Origin of the sequence: Amycolatopsis sp. (assembly GCF_036008905.1) — a bacterium.
Taxonomy (GTDB): domain Bacteria; phylum Actinomycetota; class Actinomycetes; order Mycobacteriales; family Pseudonocardiaceae; genus Amycolatopsis.
This window is the reverse complement of record NZ_DASYMU010000077.1, coordinates 48,776-65,826: the sequence shown is the minus strand read 5'-3', so window position 1 is coordinate 65,826 and position 17,051 is coordinate 48,776. Positions and strand designations below refer to the sequence as shown.

General features: G+C 66.6%; 10 protein-coding genes and 2 pseudogenes. 8 read left to right on the top strand and 4 right to left on the bottom strand.

Annotation, left to right across the window (positions count from 1 at the left end):
* Window positions 1-85: 85 nt before the first annotated feature.
* Both VGP60_RS14725 and VGP60_RS14720 read left to right on the top strand, forming a co-directional pair.
* On the top strand, window positions 86-1,864 hold the full coding sequence (locus VGP60_RS14725; protein ID WP_327548554.1) for an acyclic terpene utilization AtuA family protein: 1,779 nt from the start codon (window positions 86-88) through the stop codon (window positions 1,862-1,864).
* Window positions 1,865-2,390: 526 nt separating this feature from the next.
* Window positions 2,391-3,734, top strand: a complete 1,344-nt coding sequence (locus VGP60_RS14720; RefSeq protein WP_327548549.1) for an alpha/beta hydrolase — start codon at window positions 2,391-2,393, stop codon at window positions 3,732-3,734.
* 87 nt (window positions 3,735-3,821) lie between these two features.
* On the opposite strand, the pseudogene VGP60_RS14715 reads toward VGP60_RS14720, so the two are convergent.
* Window positions 3,822-4,340: pseudogene (locus VGP60_RS14715) on the bottom strand (molybdopterin cofactor-binding domain-containing protein); the annotation flags it as partial.
* Between the two features lie 109 nt (window positions 4,341-4,449).
* Window positions 4,450-4,821 (bottom strand): annotated as a pseudogene (locus VGP60_RS41700) (molybdopterin cofactor-binding domain-containing protein); the annotation flags it as partial.
* 283 nt (window positions 4,822-5,104) lie between these two features.
* Here VGP60_RS41700 and VGP60_RS14710 point away from each other — a divergent pair.
* Window positions 5,105-5,758, top strand: coding sequence for an alpha/beta hydrolase (locus tag VGP60_RS14710; RefSeq protein WP_327548548.1), 654 nt, complete (start codon window positions 5,105-5,107; stop codon window positions 5,756-5,758).
* Window positions 5,759-5,958: 200 nt separating this feature from the next.
* Here the strand turns inward: VGP60_RS14710 and VGP60_RS14705 are convergent, their stop codons facing one another.
* Entirely contained in the window at window positions 5,959-7,464 is a 1,506-nt protein-coding gene (locus tag VGP60_RS14705) for a GAF domain-containing protein (protein WP_327548547.1), read from the bottom strand.
* A gap of 149 nt (window positions 7,465-7,613) precedes the next feature.
* Here VGP60_RS14705 and VGP60_RS14700 point away from each other — a divergent pair, with 149 nt between their 5' ends.
* Genes VGP60_RS14700 through VGP60_RS14690 form a run of 3 tightly spaced genes read left to right on the top strand, consistent with a single transcriptional unit; the run spans window position 7,614 to window position 10,379 of the window.
* Window positions 7,614-8,612 (top strand): amidohydrolase family protein, encoded by a 999-nt coding sequence (locus VGP60_RS14700; RefSeq protein WP_327548546.1) that lies wholly within the window; start codon window positions 7,614-7,616, stop codon window positions 8,610-8,612.
* Window position 8,613: 1 nt separating this feature from the next.
* Window positions 8,614-9,357 carry an iron-sulfur cluster assembly protein gene (locus VGP60_RS14695; RefSeq protein ID WP_327548545.1) on the top strand — a complete coding sequence of 248 codons (744 nt, stop codon included), beginning with the start codon at window positions 8,614-8,616 and terminating at the stop codon, window positions 9,355-9,357.
* Entirely contained in the window at window positions 9,354-10,379 is a 1,026-nt protein-coding gene (locus VGP60_RS14690; protein ID WP_327548544.1) for an NAD(P)-dependent alcohol dehydrogenase, read from the top strand. The genes VGP60_RS14695 and VGP60_RS14690 overlap by 4 nt, the downstream gene beginning before the upstream one ends.
* Here the strand turns inward: VGP60_RS14690 and VGP60_RS14685 are convergent.
* Window positions 10,369-11,448, bottom strand: coding sequence for a DUF3592 domain-containing protein (locus VGP60_RS14685; protein ID WP_327548543.1), 1,080 nt, complete (start codon window positions 11,446-11,448; stop codon window positions 10,369-10,371). The two genes, VGP60_RS14690 and VGP60_RS14685, sit on opposite strands and share 11 nt — an antisense overlap.
* Before the next feature lie 544 nt (window positions 11,449-11,992).
* Between VGP60_RS14685 and VGP60_RS14680 the strand changes: the two genes are divergently transcribed.
* Together VGP60_RS14680 and VGP60_RS14675 are read left to right on the top strand one after the other, a co-directional pair.
* Window positions 11,993-13,018 (top strand): multicopper oxidase domain-containing protein, encoded by a 1,026-nt coding sequence (locus tag VGP60_RS14680; protein WP_327548542.1) that lies wholly within the window; start codon window positions 11,993-11,995, stop codon window positions 13,016-13,018.
* A 50-nt stretch (window positions 13,019-13,068) separates the two neighbouring features.
* On the top strand, window positions 13,069-17,037 hold the full coding sequence (locus VGP60_RS14675) for a ThuA domain-containing protein (protein ID WP_327548541.1): 3,969 nt from the start codon (window positions 13,069-13,071) through the stop codon (window positions 17,035-17,037).
* The last annotated feature ends 14 nt before the right edge of the window (window positions 17,038-17,051 follow it).

Here is a 17,051-nt window from a genome sequence, read left to right as displayed (position 1 = left end):
CCATTGCCCAAGCCTTCGCCGGCGCGCCCGGCCCCGGCCGTCCGCCCGCCGCCGGGCACACACCCATGGAAACCGGGAGGAACCGATGACCGGCACGCAGCGCCGCGCGATCCGGATCGCGAACTGCTCGGGTTTCTACGGCGACCGCATCGCCGCCGCCAGGGAAATGGTCGAGGGTGGCCCCATCGACGTGCTTTCCGGCGACTACCTGGCCGAGCTGACCATGCTCATCCTGTGGAAGGCCAGGCAGAAGGACACCTCGGCCGGGTACGCGAAGACCTTTCTCACGCAGCTCGAACACGTCATGGGAACCTGCCTGGACCGGGGGATCCGGATCGTGGCCAACGCCGGCGGACTCAACCCGGGTGGGCTCGCCGAACAGATCGGGCTGCTCGCGCGGAAACTCGGGCTGCACCCCAAGGTGTCCTATGTAGACGGTGATGATCTGGTCGGCAGACTGGACGCGCTGAGCGCCGCGGGCCACGACTTCACCCATCTCGACACGGGACGGAAGCTGGCCGAGGCGCAGGTCGAACCCGTCACCGCGAACGCCTATCTCGGCGGGTGGGGCATCGCCGAAGCGCTCGCCGCCGAGGCGGACATCGTGGTGACCGGCCGGACCACCGACGCGTCGATGGTCGTCGGGCCGAGCGCGTGGTGGCACGGATGGTCTCGGACCGACTACGACGCGATCGCGGGGGCGATGGCGGCCGGGCATGTCATCGAATGCGGGCCCCAGGCCACCGGAGGGAACTACTCCTTCTTCGACGAGGTGACCGATCGCCGCTACCCCGGCTTCCCCATCGCCGAGGTCGAAGCGGACGGATCCAGCGTGATCACCAAGCACGAGAACACCGGTGGCCTGGTCTCGGCCGGCACCGTCACCGCGCAACTGCTCTACGAGATCGCCGAGCCCGCCTACCTCGGACCCGACGCGGTGGCCCACTTCGATTCGTTGCGGCTACAGGAAGAGGGCCCGCATCGGGTGCGGATCTCCGGGGTTCGCGGAAGCGCTCCCAGCGACCGGCTCAAGGTCGCCCTGAACTACCACGGCGGCTACCGCAACACCATGACACTGGTGCTCACCGGAACCCAGATCGAGGACAAGGCGACCTGGGCCGAACGCCAGCTCTTCGAGCTTCTCGGTGGCAAGGAACGGTTCGCCGAGGCCGACGTGCGGCTGCTGCGCTTCGATTCCCCCGACGCGCCGACCAACGAGCAAGCCACGGCGCATCTTCGAATCACGGTGAAGGATCCGGACCGGCGCAAGGTGGGCCGGGCGTTCTCCAATACGACGATGGAACTCGCGCTCGGCGGCTATCCCGGGTTCCACACCACCACGCCTCCTTCGGCGGAAAGCGCGTTCGGTGTCTACTGGCCGACCACCGTGCCGGCCAATGAGGTCGAACACCGCGTCACCCTGCCGGACGGCACCCGGCGGATCGTGCCGCACTCGCCGTCCGAGCCGTTCCGGGAGCTTTCCGGCGAGCCGGAGCAGGCGCCGCCCGGTCCGCGTGCCGACGAGCCGGTTCGCCGGGTGCCGCTGGGGACGCTCGCCGCCGCACGCTCGGGTGACAAGGGCGGTAACGCCAATGTCGGCGTCTGGACCCGTACCGAGGAGGAGTACGCCTGGCTGCGAAGCCAGCTGACGGTGGAACAATTCCGGGCGCTGCTGCCGGAGACGGCGGGCCTTCCGGTGCGCAGGTTCGAGCTGCCGAACCTGCGCGCGGTGAACTTCGTCGTGATCGGTTTGCTCGGTGACGGTGTCGCCTCGGCGACCCGGCCGGATCCGCAGGCCAAGGGACTCGGCGAGTACTTGCGGAGCAGGTTCGTCGAGGTGCCGGTGCGTCTGCTGGGACCGTGACGGTTCGCGAGGCCATGAAATCTATTGATGGGTAAGGCACATGTGGCGTGCCCGCGGGATGTCCTGAACGACGCGTTGCGGGCGTTGAGTGACACGAACGCGTCGTTCATGGCATCGCCGGTCGGCTGCCGCGGTGGGGTCGTGAGTGGCAACAAGTGTTCTAACACTCGTAGCCACTCACGACCTCTGACCGGCAAAAAACGCCCGGCAGGATCGCCCCGCAACGCCGTGAAGGCCTCTTTCGCAGCGTCAGACGCTATGAAGGAGGCCTTCACTACCTCCACGACCGGCCGAAGGGGCACTTTCCCACCACAGTGCGACACGTCGCTCCCGAGCGACACCACCTTTGACCTTCCCATCAATAACCCGTTTGTGTGAAGACCGCCGGCGGGTTTTGTGCTAGCTTCCCCTGGAGAGAATGGCGGTTCACTATTTTCCGGCACTCTCAGCTCTCCAGTAAAGCCTGCGATATCGCGACAAGTGCTGTTAGCCATGCCTTGCTAGGCAAGATGACAAAGAGGTCACCATGAGGGTTACAAAGATCAGCCGTTCACATTCGCGGAGGCGATCCCTGTCCTGGGGGCTCACGTCCCTCTTCGCCGGTCTGCTGGTGGCCGCCACCAGCCTCACCGCGCCGGCGGCGTCCGCAGAGCCGGCGACGACCTGCACCAACGTCACCGTCCCGGTCACCGCAGCGGGCCAGCCTGCAAAGATCACCGGCACGCTGTGCGCCCCGCCCGGTGCCACCACCGTGCAAATCCTGATTCACGGCTGGTCCTATGCGCGGTACTACTGGGACATGCCCTACCAGCCGGACACGTATTCCTATGTGCGTGCCGCCAACCGTCGCGGGTACGCCACGCTGAACATCGACAGGCTCGGTGACGGCCAGTCGACGCATCCGTTGAGCGCCTTCGGCAATTTCTACGCCGATGTCAGCACGGTCCACCAGGTCATCACGGCATTGCGCGACGGCAGGCTCGGCACGCACTACTCGAAGGTGATCGAAGTGGGGCACAGCCTCGGCGGCATCATCACGATGGCGGAGGCCGGGCTGTACAAGGACGTCGATGCCATCATCCCCACGGGCATCGCGCATTCCCTCAACTACGTCAACGTCGCCACCAAGATCATCGCTGATGACTACCCGGCGGCGCTCGACCCGAAGTTCGCCACCTCAGGCCTCGACCCCGCGTACTTGACCAGTTATCCGGGCACGCGCAGCGGGTTTTATCGGAACGACCCGTCCGCAACGGATCCGGGCGTCATCGCGGTGGACGAACAGCTCAAGGAAACGGGCAACCTCGTCGAACTGGCCACGCTCGCGGGCTACAACGTGTTGAACGCCGACCGCACCCTCGATATCCCGGTGAATGTGGTGGTCGGCCAGCAGGACCCGTTCATCTGTGGTCTGCTCGGGCCCAGCTGCACCTCGCCCGAGGCGCTGGCCGAATTCGAGCGGCCCTTCTACGGGCCGAACGCGACGATCGTCGCCAACGTGGTGCCCAACACGGGCCATGACCTGCAGCTGGAGAAGAGCGCGCCGTCGAGCAACGCGCAGATGCTCGATTTCTCGGACAAGTATGTCGGGGCCGGTGGCGGGATGCGGGACACCGCACCCGGCGCGGCGGCACCGACCCCGACTCCGGCGAACCCCACTCCCACCCTCGCGGCGAAGCTGATCAACGCGGCTGTCGTCCCGGTCGTGGTACCCGCGGTGGCCCTGCTGCAGAACGCCAGCAACGTAGTGCCTGGGCTCGGCGGCAACGAGGACCCGATTCCAGGAATGTCGGCGGCGTTGTCCACGATCGGCAATCTGGTCGACTCGCTGGTGGGGTCCTTCCCCGCGCAAGTGATCGGCGGGAGCTGAACCTGGAGGCGAGCCGCGTGGGGGTCGTGAGTGGCTACGAGTGTTAGTACACTTGTTGCCACTCACGAGCCACCCACTCAGCCGCGGTCACAGCAGTTGGTCCAGCGTGATCGGCAGCTGGGTCATCCGTTTCCCCGTGGCGTTGAACACGGCGTTCGCGATCGCGGCCGGCACTCCGACGATGACCACCTCGCCGAGCCCCTTGACCGCGATGGGATCAGCTTTCGTATCCGGTGAATCCACGAACACCGCGTCCAGTTGCGGGACGTCGGCGTTGACCGGCACCAGGTAGTCCGCCAAGCTCGCGCCCGTGACCCGCCCGTCGCGGTGATCCACCGAGGTGCTCTCCAGCAGGGCCATGCCGATTCCGCCGACCATGCCGCCGATCGCCTGGCTGTGGGCCATCTTGGGACTGATGATCTTGCCTGCCTCGTAGGCGGCGAAGATCCTCCGGACGCGGACGAGACCGAGGTCTTCGTCGACCGACACTTCGGCGAAGACCGCGCCGTAAGCCCAGGTCGAATACTTGTCCAGCTCGTCGCCGGGCACGTAACCGTTGTGCACCTCCAGCTGGGACTGGCCGTGCCTGCCGAGGATCGACTGATACGTCTCGCCGCGCGCGGGATCGTCCGTCCACTGGAGACGGCCGTTGGACCGTCACCTGATCGGCCCGCGCTCCGTGCAACGGGGAAACGGGGTCGACCGACGCCGTCCTGATGAAGCTGTCACGCAGCATCTCGTAGGTCAGCTGCACGGCCGAACCGACACTCGCCATGGTCTTGGCCCCGGCCTCGACCGGGGACATGGGCAGGATCGAATCCCCGAGCCGGAAAGTGACCCTGTCCATGGGCAGGCCGAGCGCGTCCGCGGACAGCTGTGTCATCGAGGTGTAGGTACCAGGGCCGATATCACTGGTCGCGCTCGCCACGACCGCGGTGCCGTCGGCGTTGATCCGGGCGGAGGCGTCGGCAGGCACCCGGTAGGCGTAGTAGCCGGCCGCGGCCATCCCCATGCCGATCAGCAGCTTGCCCTCCTTCCGGGACCGAGGCGTCGCCGAACGCTCCGACCAGCCGAATGCGGACGGAATGACGCGTCGGGTTTCTGCGCTTCACCGGTTAGGAGCATTGCCGGACGTCTATCTTCGCGTCCAAGACCTATTTCGTTCGCTGTGATACCCGCGAGGTATGAAACAGCCCCTCGTAACAAACCCATCCTTCAGTCACCGGAAATGAAACGAAAGAGATTCATTACCGCTGCCGATTCGGTCTTCCGTGATACAGACAGGGCATCACAGAAGCAGAAACAGGTCTTGGACACGACTCGCTCAGCTCAGGCACAGTCGAAAACACCAACGGCAGGAGCGAGGACGAATGGGCACCACAACAAAGCCTGGGATGAACCGCGACGCGGTGCTGTGGTCGGCGTCCGAGGGTGTGCGCGGTAACCGGCCCGTGCTCGTGATGCTGCACGGCTGGAGCTACGACGAGACACACCTGTACCGGCGGCTCGCATCGCGGTTACCGGAAGAAGTCGTGGTCGCTTCGGTCAGGGCGCGCATCCCGGAAGCCGGCGGGTATGCTTGGTTTCCCAGCTCAGGAAAGCCGATCGGCAATCCACAGCCCCAAGTGGCGAACGCCGCGACCGAAGACGTTCTGGCGTGGACGCGCACTCTGGAAGCGCCGTCGATCGGCCTGCTCGGCTTCTCCCAAGGTGGTGCCATGGTGCACCAGTTGATGCGACACGCTCCAGATCTCTTCGCCTACGGCGTGAGCCTGGCAGGGTTCGTCGTGGACGATCACCAGCCCGGCGACGCGACCTTGGCCAAGACCCGTCTCCCGGTCTACTGGGGCCGCGGCGAAAACGACTGGGTCATCCCGGACAGCGCCGTCGATCGCACCGAACGCTGGCTGAAGGAGCATGCCACCGCCGAGATCCAGGTCTACCGCGGCTTGGATCACGACGTTGCCGGACAAGAAGTCGACGATCTGGCCGCGTTCGTCGCCGAGCAAAATGGGCAAGAGTAACGACATCGCGAAGCCGTACTCATTTTGTATCAGCGGGCTGCCGGCGAAATGTGGCACTCAGCCTTGGGTGAACACGATCAGGGGCTCAGTGTGCCGGGGGCGCCAGCCTAACTCTCGCTCGGCCTTGGCCGGAGTGAATTGCTGGTCGAGAGCGCCGTGCGAGCACGTGCTCGCGGTGCGCATGGTCGGGAAGCGTCTACTTAGGACTGGTGGGTTCGTCCCGGCACCTTGATGCCGTATTGCGCGATCTTGCGGTACAGCGTCGCGCGGCCCAGGCCGAGTTCGACAGCCGCCTGCACGAGGGTGATGGCCGGCTCGGTCAGGCAGCGCACGATCTCGTCGCGTTCGAGCGACTGGAGCCGGTTCAGGCGATGACCGCCGGCGCTGAAGAGCTCGGCCGGGAGGTGGTGGGTGTCGACGACTTCGGTTCGCGAAGCGGCGTCTCGGACGATTCGCCGGAGTTGTTTGACGTTGCCTGGCCAGCTGTACGAGGTCAGCGCGCTGGTCGCGGCGGGGGTGAAGACGATCGGGCGGCCGCGGTCCTGGCGGGCGAAGTGGTGGGCGAGGGGGAGGATGTCGGCGGGGCGGAACCGCAGGGCCGGGACTTCGATGACGGCGTCCACCAGCGGGCTGAGCGCGTCGGGGATCGCGGAGTAGCGCTCGGCGGTGAGGACGTACGGCTGCGGTGTCGCGCCGCCGGTGCGGCGCACCGCGGCGAACTTCGCGGCCAGTTCGGTGGCGGCCCAGGCGGGCAGGGCGTCGACGCCGGAGACGATGACGCAGGTGCTGTCCTTGCCCAGTTCCGGCGTCCACAGGGTGAGCCACGAGTCGACGTCTTCGGGTGCGGGCGGGCGGGCGCTGAGCACGCGCTCGCGTCCTTGGATTTCCTTGCGTGCCAAAGAAATCAGCGCGGTCTTGCCGACGCCGGGTTCGCCGACGACGGCGACGACGCGTCCTTGGGCCAACGCCGTCTTCGCTTCGGCGAGGGCGTCGGTCCAGCCGGCGGACAGCGCGGGGCAGGCTTCCTCGTGTTGCCGGTGCCGGTCGGCGTAGACCCGGAACACCTCACCCCGCGGCGACGGCCGGACCTTACGGCCGGTGGAGCGCGCGAGCATGAGCGCGGTGGTGTTCCCGGCCGCCGCCTGGGCCAGCGCGAGCAGCAGTTTCGGGGAGGAGTCGGACCACGTCGTCAGGTTGACGCTGCCGGCGAGTTCGCCGGTCGTCGGGTCGAGGACCGGCACCGCGGCGCAGGTGTACCCCCGCAGGTCCGTGCAGTAGTGCTCGTCGGCCCTGACCAGCGACGGCGTGCGGTCCGCCAGCGCGAGGCCGAGGCCGGTGGTGCCGGCGTTGCGCTCGGCGAAGTTGAAACCGGGGGCGAGGTGGACCTTGTCGAGCGACCTGTTGACCGAGGCGTCGTTGGACAGGCGGCTGAGCACGAGGCCTTCACTGTCGGTGATCATCAGGCTGACCGGTTCGTTGGCGAGCGTCGCCTGCAGGCCGTGGAGCACTTCGAGGCCGCATTCGTACAACAGCGAGTCAGTGTCGACCGAACCGGTGAACACGGGCTGCACCTCGTCGGCGGACACGCCGTAGCGCTCGCTGCGCTGCCAGGAAGCGAGCAGGCGCGGCGTGATGGCGGCCGCTTCGCGCCGCGCGTCGAATGCCGCGGTGACCTGCATACGTGGCGCTGGTGACCGGTTTTCCACCCTGACCTCCGTCCGCTTCCACCAGCGTACGGGCCCGGAACGGCCACGATGTCTCATATCGAGACAGCGACCGGGTCCCTCACCAGCGCCGGCGTGCCTAGCGTCAAACCCGAAACGTGCCACAGCGGTCACGAACACGGAGGATCCACATGTACAGCAAGAACGGCGAAAACTTCTTCATCGTGGACGCGCATGTCGCGCTTTGGGACGCCCGCCCCGAGAACCAGCTCAACATCCACGGCAAGCAGTTCATCGACTGCTTCTACGACTACCACCGCAACCTCAGCCCCGAGTCGGAGCTCTGGCCGTACGAGGACTACCTCTACTACGGCGGCGAGCGCCTGATGAAGGACCTTTTCGAGGACGGCTACGTCGACCACGCGATCTTCCAGCCCGCCTATCTCAGCGCGTTCTACCGCACCGGGTTCGGCCAGACGGAGGAAGCTTTCGCGCTCACGCAGAAGAATCCGGACAAACTGACCTATAACCACTGCTTCGACCCGCGGTACGAGCAGGCCGGGCTCGACCAGTTGCGGCGCGACGCCGAGCGGTTCGGCCTCAAGGGCGTGAAGCTGTACACCGCGGAATGGCACGACAAATCCCGCGGCTACAAGCTGAACGACCCGTGGACCTACAAGTACTTCGAGGCTTGCCAGGAACTCGGCATCAAGAACATCCACGTCCACAAAGGACCGACGATCCGCCCGCTCGACCGTGACGCGTTCGACGTCGCGGACGTCGACGCGGCGGCGACCGACTTCACCGAGCTGAACTTCGTCGTCGAGCACTGCGGCCTGCCGCGGCTCGAGGACTTCTGCTGGATCGCGACCCAGGAGCCGAACGTGCACGCCGGGCTCGCCGTCGCCATGCCGTTCATCCACACCCGGCCGCGGTACTTCGCGCAGATCATCGGCGAACTCCTGTACTGGCTGGGCGAGGACCGGATCCAGTTCTCCAGCGACTACGCGCTGTGGACGCCGAAGTGGCTCATCGAGCGGTTCGTCGACTTCCAGATCCCGGCCGACATGACCGAGTACCCGCAGATCACCTTGGCGCAGAAGAAAAAGATCCTCGGCCTGAACGCGGCCTCCATGTACGGCATCGAGGTTCCCGCGGGGCTGGGTGTCGCCGAACCGGCGGTGGTCTGAGATGTCCCTCGAGCAGGAGGCGCGCACGGCGTTGGCCGGGGTCTTCGATCCGGAGCTGGACGAACCGATCACCGATCTGGGGTTCGTCCGTTCCATCGAGGTCGACGAAGACGGGGTGTTGACCGTCCACTTGCGACTCCCGACTTCGTTCTGCTCACCGAACTTCGCCTACCTGATGGCATCCGATTCGAAGGACGTGCTCTCGGCGTTGCCGCGGGCGCGGGCGGTCGAGGTGCTCCTCGACGACCACCACGACTCGGACCTGATCAACCGGGGACTGGCCGCGGACGCCGGTTACCGCGGCACGTTCGGTGATGAAGCGGAGAAGGACCTCGACGAGCTGCGGCTGACGTTTCGTCGCAAGGCACACGCCGCGGCGATGGAACGGGTGCTGACGCAGTTGCTCCGGCAGAACGCGGAGCTCGCCGAAGAGGAGCTGCACGACGTCACCCTGTCCGATCTCCCTGACACACTGGGAAAGCGGGCTTTGCTGCGTCGGCGCGAAAACCTCGGGCTGGGTGTCGCGGGTACGGCCAAGGTGCTCGTGGACGACCAGGGGCGCGCCTATCCCCGCGAAGAAGTCCCGCTGCGCCTGCGGTTCGCCCGTGCGGTCCGGATCTCCATCGACGGCAACGCGCATTTCTGCCGGGGCCTGCTGCGGACCCGGTATCCCGAATCCGGCGCGGACCAGGCGCCGCGAGCGCAGGAATCCGTTACCACGACAGAAAAGGCGAAGGCATCATGAAGGCAGTGCAGGTCGTCGGCTACGACGAGAAACTCCGGATGACGGAGGTGCCGGCCCCGGAGGTCACCGGGCCGTTCGACGTGATCGTCCGGATCGGCGGGGCCGGAGTCTGCCGCACCGACATCCACATCCTCGAAGGCCAGTGGGCGGAGAAGTCCGGGGTGACCCTGCCTTACACGATCGGGCACGAGAACGCGGGCTGGGTGCACGCCGTCGGCAGCGCGGTCAGCAACGTTTCCGAAGGGGACAAGGTGATCGTGCATCCCCTGATCACCTGCGGGCTGTGCCGCGCCTGCCGGTTCGGCGACGACGTGCACTGCGAGCAGTCGGCGTTCCCCGGGATCGATACGGCCGGGGGTTACGCGGACTACCTCAAGACCTCGGCCCGCAGTGTGGTGCGGATCGACGACTCCCTCGAGCCCTCCGATGTGGCGGCGCTCGCGGACGCCGGATTGACCGCGTACCACGCGGCGGCCAAGGCGGCTCGCAAGCTCCGGCCCGGTGACAAGTGTGTGGTGATCGGTGCGGGCGGGCTCGGGCATATCGGAATCCAGGTGCTCAAGGCGATCTCGGCCGCCGAACTCGTCGTTGTCGACCGCAACCCCGACGCGGTGAAGCTCGCGGTGTCCATCGGTGCCGACCACGGTGTGGTCGCGGACGGCGGTCAGGTCGAGCAGGTGCTGGAACTGACCGCCGGGCAGGGCGCGGAAACCGTCATCGACTTCGTGGGCGAAGGCGGTGCCACCAAGGACGGTGTCGCGATGCTGCGGCGCGCGGGGGATTACCACGTGGTCGGTTACGGCGAGAACATCGACGTGCCGACGATCGACGTCATCTCCGCCGAGATCAACTTCATCGGCAACCTCGTCGGGTCTTACAACGACCTGTGCGAGCTGATGGTCTTGGCCGCACAGGGGCTGGTTCGCTTGCACACCAGCAAGTACCCGCTCGACCGGTTCCAGGACGCGCTCGACGACCTCGGCGCCGGGCGTATCCGCGGCCGCGCGATCCTCACTCCGTGACGGGTGCGCCGCCATCTGTCGACAGATGGCGGCGCGGGCCGTCGGCGTAGACCGGTACGGCGTGGAGGGCGTCGCGGATCCGGCCGCGGGGCAGGAGGACGACCATGCTCCGGCTCTCGCCACCGACCCAGACCGGCACGTCGGAGACCTCGCCGAAGGCGGGAGGGGCATGCGTGGAGGTGGACCCCTTCAGTTCGATCCCGCTGCCATCTCGGTACGTCACGGAGATTCTGGGTACCTGCCTGAAATAGTGGCTGATGTGCGCGCGGCCCGCGTGCCATCCGGAACCCAGGACAGCCTGGTGTCGCCGCCGCCAGTTCTGTGCGGCTACGGCTGAGCACGGGATCCCGATGCACGCCACGATGGCCAGAAAATATGAGCCGAAGGTGAGGAACCCGTTGTCGTTTCGCTCGCTGAGGGTCCGGACGCGTTCGGGATCCGCCGGGTCGTAGACGACCGTCACCAGTTGACCGGGGGTGTAGTCCCGATCCGAGTCGCGGTTGACAATGGCCAGCCGGACGTCGTCACGCTCGACGTATTCCACCGTGATCGTCGACGTGCCCCTGCGCGCATCGTGGACGCTCACCACTGTTCCGACGGTACGGGCGCCCTCGTCGAGTAGTCGCTGGCCCAGTAGCTCCATCAGGAAGAACCCGGACACACCGAGTGTCAGCGCGACGACCCAGGCCCCGCAGAGCAGGGCCGCCCGGTGGCTGTAGACGCGCAGCCGTGGGGTCATCGCCGCGACCTCGGCATCGACGGGCTCCGGATCGGACGGCAGCCAAAGCGTTTCGTACGGCGAAAGTTCGTCCTCGAGATCGGCCGCTTGGTCACCGAGACGCCGGCCGCGGAGACCGGCGAACAGGGCGAACAAAGCCGACACGACGATCATGATGATCTCGATCGGGAGCTCGCCCTCTCCCCACGCGTAGCCGGGCGCGGTCAGCGCGTAGGTCGTGCCGCCGACGAAGAGCAGGAACACCGACGTGAAGAAGCCGGACGCGACGAACCACGCCGTCCGCTTCCGCCGCAGTCTTCGTGGTTCCGAGTGGTCAATCCCCAGTGTCATGCGCTCAGCGTAGGGCGGGAAACCGCAGGTGGAGCTGCGATTAGACGCACAGCCGGCCTGGGCAACCGGAGCGGCTCGCCGAGCGTGCAAGTAACCAGGCGCGCCAGTGGTCCATGCCGCGCAAGAACGAGCGGCTGCCTAGCCGCACCTGAGGTTTTCGAGCGCCGCCATCTGTCGACAGATGGCGGCGTCTTGCGCGCGAGGCAATGTTTTCGCGGGTGTTCATGGGAGGGCTCCCAGCGGCCTCGGAGCTGTGGGTTGTCCACTTGGTGTCTTGTCTTGTTTGTTGTCGACTAACTGTCTCGCCTGTTAGCCCGGTTGGCCCTTAACTTTCGCCCGGAACCGACATAAGTTCTGGTCATTTGATCGGAAGGGGCAGTCCGCGCCGTCGGGGGCTGCTCGAGTTTGAAGGCGAGGCAGCGTGACAGCGAAGTCACCGCGTTGGCCACCATCCGCGTTTCGCGAACGAGCGACGCCCCGAATCCCACCGCGGCAGTCCTGAGCCGCTTTTCTTCACTCCTCAGTCCCCGAATGGAGTTCTGTAATGGACGCACGCGCTCAGGTTGCCCGCACCGGGTTGTCGCGCCGGTCGGTGCTGGCCGGTGCCGCGGCGGGGGTGCTCGTCCCGTCCGCCGCCATCGCCGCTTCCGCGGCGCCCGCGGCCGCGGCGGCCGGGCAGACCCGCCAGATCACGATCTACGCCGAAGCCCTGCCGGGTAATCTCTACGGTTACGGGCTGGAACCGGGAAAGGCGACGATTCCGGGGCCATTGCTGGAGATCTACGAGGGTGACACCCTGGAGATCGAACTGGTCAACAACACCGACCAGCGGCTGTCGATCCATCCGCACGGCGTCAACTACGACACCGCCTCGGACGGCGCACCGCTCAACGCCTCCTTCAACAACCCGCGCGAGACCCGTATCTACGTCTGGCGCACGCGCACGCAGACCCAGGCGAGCAACGGGTTCACGATGCCGGGCAGCGCCGGCTACTGGCACTACCACGACCACGCGATGGGCACCGACCACGGCAGCGGTGGCCTGGCCAAAGGTCTTTACGGCGGCCTGATCGTGCGCAAGCGGGGTGACCTGCTGCCGATGCGGCAGTACACCGTGGTGTTCAACGAGATGATGATCAACCACAAGGTCGCGCCGGACACCCCGATCTTCGAGGCGCTGCAAGGCGAACGCGTCGAGTTCATCTGCATCGGGCACGGCAACCTGCCGCACACCTTCCACTTGCACGCGCACCGCTGGGCGGACACCCGCACCGGCATGTTCTCCGAGGGCGACTTCCACGCCCAGGTGATCGACAACAAGAACCTCGACCCGGGGAGTTCGTTCGGGTTCCAGGTGATCGCCGGCGACGGCGTCGGGCCCGGCGCCTGGATGTACCACTGCCACGTCCAAACCCACTCGGACGGCGGGATGGTCGGTCTCTTCCTCGTCCGCAACCCCGACGGCAGCCTGCCCGCCGGCGCGCAGGACGCGATCGACCGCTTCAAACACCACGACCACACCGCGCAGCCCGAGATGTCAGGACACGCCGAGCACGCCGGTCATCTGTGAGTTCCCAAAGCAGTCAAGGCGGCCCGAAAACCAATGAAGGAGCAAGGGTAATGAGGCGAAGAGTCTCGTCAGGGCGGTTCCGGGGACGGCGGACGATGGCCGGTCTGGCCGCCGCGATAGTGCTCGGCTCGATCGGTGTGCCACTGGCCGTGGCGCCCGCCGCACAGGCGGCGGTGGCCGCGGCGGTGCCGGTGTCCGTACTGGTCTTCCACGGCCCGGCCGCGGAGCAGAAGGACCCGGTGCTCCGCGCGGTTGACGCGATCGCGCGGCTGGGGCAGGACAACGGGATCGCGGTCGCGTCCTCATCGGACCCGGGCGTGTTCACCTCGGCGAACCTGGAGAAGTACCGCGGGGTGGTGTTCCTGTCCGCGGAGGGCGTGACGCTCAGCCGTGACCAGGAAACCGCGCTGCAGAACTACATGAAGGCAGGCGGTGGTTTCGTCGGCCTGTCCGACGCCGCGCGCGCCCAGGACGGGTCCGACTGGTTCACCGGCCTGATCGGTGCCCGCCCGGTCGGCAGCCGTCCCGCGCCCGAAGCGGTCACCGCGGTGACAGCCAGCGCGGAGAACCCGCCCAACGAGGGCAAGGAAAAGCTGGCCGACGGCAACGAAAACACCAAGTGGCTGGCGTTCACCAAGGCCGCTTGGATCGGCTACCAGCTCACCACACCCGCCGCGATCAGCAGCTACTCGCTGACGTCGGCGAACGACTTCACCGGCCGCGACCCGAAGGACTGGACCCTGCAGGGTTCCGCCGACGGCACCACCTGGGTCGACCTCGACAAGCGGACCAACCAGGTCTTCTCCGACCGCTTCCAGTCGCGGACCTTCGAGTTCACCAACACCACGGTGTACCCGCGCTACCGGCTGAACATCACCGCGAACGCCGGTGAGCCGGCCACCCAGCTCGCCGATTTCGAGCTGTACAAGGCGAATTCGCAGACCCCGCCGCCACCGGAGCCGGCTCCGCAGCAGGCCGTGGTCGACGTGCTGGACAGGCAGCACCCGGCGAACGAGGGCCTGCCGCTGAACTGGACCCGCACCGACCGGTGGCTCAACTGGGACGTGAACCCGGTCGGCACCGTGCACACGATCGCCCAGGTCGAGGAAAAGGGCTACAACCCGGGCGTGGGCGCGAACGGCGCGTTCCACCCGATTTCCTGGTGCCGTGACTACGACGGCGGCCGCTCCTTCTACACCGGCATGGGCCGTACCGAAGGCAGCTACGGCGAAGCGCAGTTCCGCACCCACCTGCTCGGCGCGTTGCGCTGGACGACCGGCCTGGTGCGCGGCGACTGCAAGGCGACCATCGCGTCGAACTACAAGGTCGAACGGCTCAGCCTGAAGAACACGACCGGCCAGATGGACCAGATCGGTGAGCCGCACGGCCTCACGATCGCCCCCAACGGCAAGGTGTTCTACATCGGCAAGGCCGCTTGCGCGACCGGCCCGATACCCAGCTGGGACGACCCGAACGTCGGCCTCGGCTGCGGCACGATCCACCAGTGGGACCCCGCCACCAAGCAGGTCAAGCTGTTGACCACGTTGAAGGTGATGGGTAACCGCGGCAGCGGCGACGAACTCGTCAAGAACGAGGAAGGCCTGATCGGCCTCACCCTCGACCCGAAGTTCGCCGAGAACGGCTGGATGTACGCCTACTGGATGCCGCACGAGTCCGTCGACAGGGACAAGCAGGTCGGCAAGCGCACGGTGTCGCGCTTCACCTACGACGCCGCGAAGCAGACGATCGACCAGGCGACGCGCAAGGACCTGTTGTCGTGGGACGTGCAGATCCACAGCTGCTGCCACGCCGGTGGCGGCATGACCTTCGACGCCGCGGGCAACCTCTACATCGGTTCCGGCGACAGCAACTCGTCGGAGGGCTCGAACGGCTACTCCGGCAACAACTGGACCGCCGACTACAAGGGTCTGTCCTTCCAGGACGCGCGGCGTACCGCCGGTAACTCCAACGACCTCAACGGAAAGATCCTGCGGATCCACCCGGACGCCGACGGCACCGCCTCGATCCCGGCGGGCAACCTGTTCCCCGAGGCCAATGACCCCGGGAACAAGACACGCCCGGAGATCTACGTGATGGGCGTGCGGAACATCGCACGGCTGGCGATCGACCCGGTGACCGGCTGGCTGACCGCCGGTTGGGTCGGCCCGGACGCGAGTTCGCCGAGCCCGGAACTCGGCCCGGCGAAGTACGAAACCGCGACGATCATCACCGAAGCCGGTAACCACGGCTGGCCGTACTGCATGGGCAACCGGCAGCCGTACCGGGATCGCAGCAGCACCAACGCCGCTGTCCTGACCGGTTGGTACGACTGCAACAACCCGGTGAACACCTCGCCGCGCAACACCGGTCTGGTGAACCTGCCGCCGGTGAAGGACAACATGATCTGGTACTCGCCGGACGGCGGCGGCCCGGTCTTCCCCAACCGCCCCAACAGTTCCATCCCGACGTACAACGCCGCGGACGCGACCTACACCCAGCCGTACCTGAAGGGTGGCGGCCAGGCGATCATGTCCGGGCCGACGTATCACCGTTCGCTGGTGAACACCGCCAGCGGCGTCGCGTGGCCGTCGTACTGGGAAAACAAGTGGTTCATCGGCGACCAGTCCAACTCGCAGAACCGCGTCGCGGTGACCGTCGACCCGGCGGGCGTGCCGACGCACACGCCGCCGGCGTTCGCCGAAACGCTGCGGCAGATCATCCCGTCGGGTTCGGGGGACAACAAGCTGCAGAGCTGGATGGACGCCAAGTTCGGTTCGGACGGCGCGCTGTACATGCTCGACTACGGCAGTGGTTTCTTCAGCCTCGACCAGAACCAGAAGCTGATCCGGATCACCTACACCGGTGGCGAGGCCACGCCGGCACCCGCGGCGTCTTCGACGATGGTGCAGAACAAGCCGCTGACGGTGGCGTTCAACGGTTCCAAGTCCGGTGGGGTGTCGTACAAGTGGGAGTTCGGCGACGGCACGACGTCGACCGAGGCCAACCCGCGCCACGCCTACACTCGCACCGGGTTCTTCACCGCCAAGCTGACCGTGACCTACGCGAACGGTGAGACGGTGACGACCAGGACGACCACGAACGTCGGTTGCCAGGTGGCCGACCAGGGCGTCAACGTGACCCTTGGCGACACCGGGACAACGGTGCCGAATTACAACGCCGGTAGCGGTTGCAAGGTCGACGACCTGATCGACGACGAAAGCGCGTGGTCCTCGCACGCCGGGTTCGTCAACCACGTCAAGGTGGCCACCGGGACGCTCAAGGATCTCGGTGTGCTCAGCCAAGCCGAGTACGACACCTTGAACGCGGCGGCAGCGGCGTCGTCGATCGGGAAGCCCGGCAGCACCGGGTACATCTCGATCTACGACGGCACGGCCGAGTCGTTCCGCGGCTGGGAACAGGCTCCCTCCGGGCAGTTCGCCATCCAGCCCGACGGGTCGCTACGACCGTCCGGCGGGCTGGGCATGTTGTGGTACGCCCAGCAGCAGTACGGGAACTTCTCGGTGAAGCTCCAGTTCAAGGACATCGCACCGGAAGGGTTCCGCTCCAACAGCGGGGTCTTCGTCCGGTTCCCGGATCCGCGGACACCGCTGGACCAGCGTCCGCCGGGTAGTTGCGGCACCACCGGTTCCGCGCGGACTTCGCAGGCTTGGGTCGCGATCTACTGTGGACACGAGATCCAGATGTACGACGGTGAAACCGGTGAGCCGCAGAAGACCGGGTCGATCTACAACTTCGACCCGCAGCCACTGGCCAACGCCGGCGCACGTCCGAAGGGGACGTGGAACGACTACGAGGTCCGGGTCGTCGGTCAGCACTACACGATCCTGCGCAACGGCGTGGTGATCAACGAGTTCGACAACACCCCGGGCATCCAGTCGTCCCGGGCCGGTGACCCGCCCACGGATCTGCGGCAGTTCGCCAGCGGTTTCATCGGGTTGCAGAACCACAGCGACAACGATCTGACCGAGTTCCGCAACATCCGCGTCCGGCAGCTGTAACTCTTTCTCAGAAG

Excerpts from the sequence above, each read along its gene's own strand:
- VGP60_RS14725 (WP_327548554.1), top strand. The coding sequence starts at position 86 with ATGACCGGCACGCAGCGCCGCGCGATCCGGATCGCGAACTGCTCGGGT.
- VGP60_RS14720 (WP_327548549.1), top strand. The coding sequence starts at position 2,391 with ATGAGGGTTACAAAGATCAGCCGTTCACATTCGCGGAGGCGATCCCTG.
- VGP60_RS14710 (WP_327548548.1), top strand. The coding sequence starts at position 5,105 with ATGGGCACCACAACAAAGCCTGGGATGAACCGCGACGCGGTGCTGTGG.
- VGP60_RS14700 (WP_327548546.1), top strand. The coding sequence starts at position 7,614 with ATGTACAGCAAGAACGGCGAAAACTTCTTCATCGTGGACGCGCATGTC.
- VGP60_RS14695 (WP_327548545.1), top strand. The coding sequence starts at position 8,614 with ATGTCCCTCGAGCAGGAGGCGCGCACGGCGTTGGCCGGGGTCTTCGAT.
- VGP60_RS14690 (WP_327548544.1), top strand. The coding sequence starts at position 9,354 with ATGAAGGCAGTGCAGGTCGTCGGCTACGACGAGAAACTCCGGATGACG.
- VGP60_RS14685 (WP_327548543.1), bottom strand. The coding sequence starts at position 11,448 with ATGACACTGGGGATTGACCACTCGGAACCACGAAGACTGCGGCGGAAG.
- VGP60_RS14680 (WP_327548542.1), top strand. The coding sequence starts at position 11,993 with ATGGACGCACGCGCTCAGGTTGCCCGCACCGGGTTGTCGCGCCGGTCG.
- VGP60_RS14675 (WP_327548541.1), top strand. The coding sequence starts at position 13,069 with ATGAGGCGAAGAGTCTCGTCAGGGCGGTTCCGGGGACGGCGGACGATG.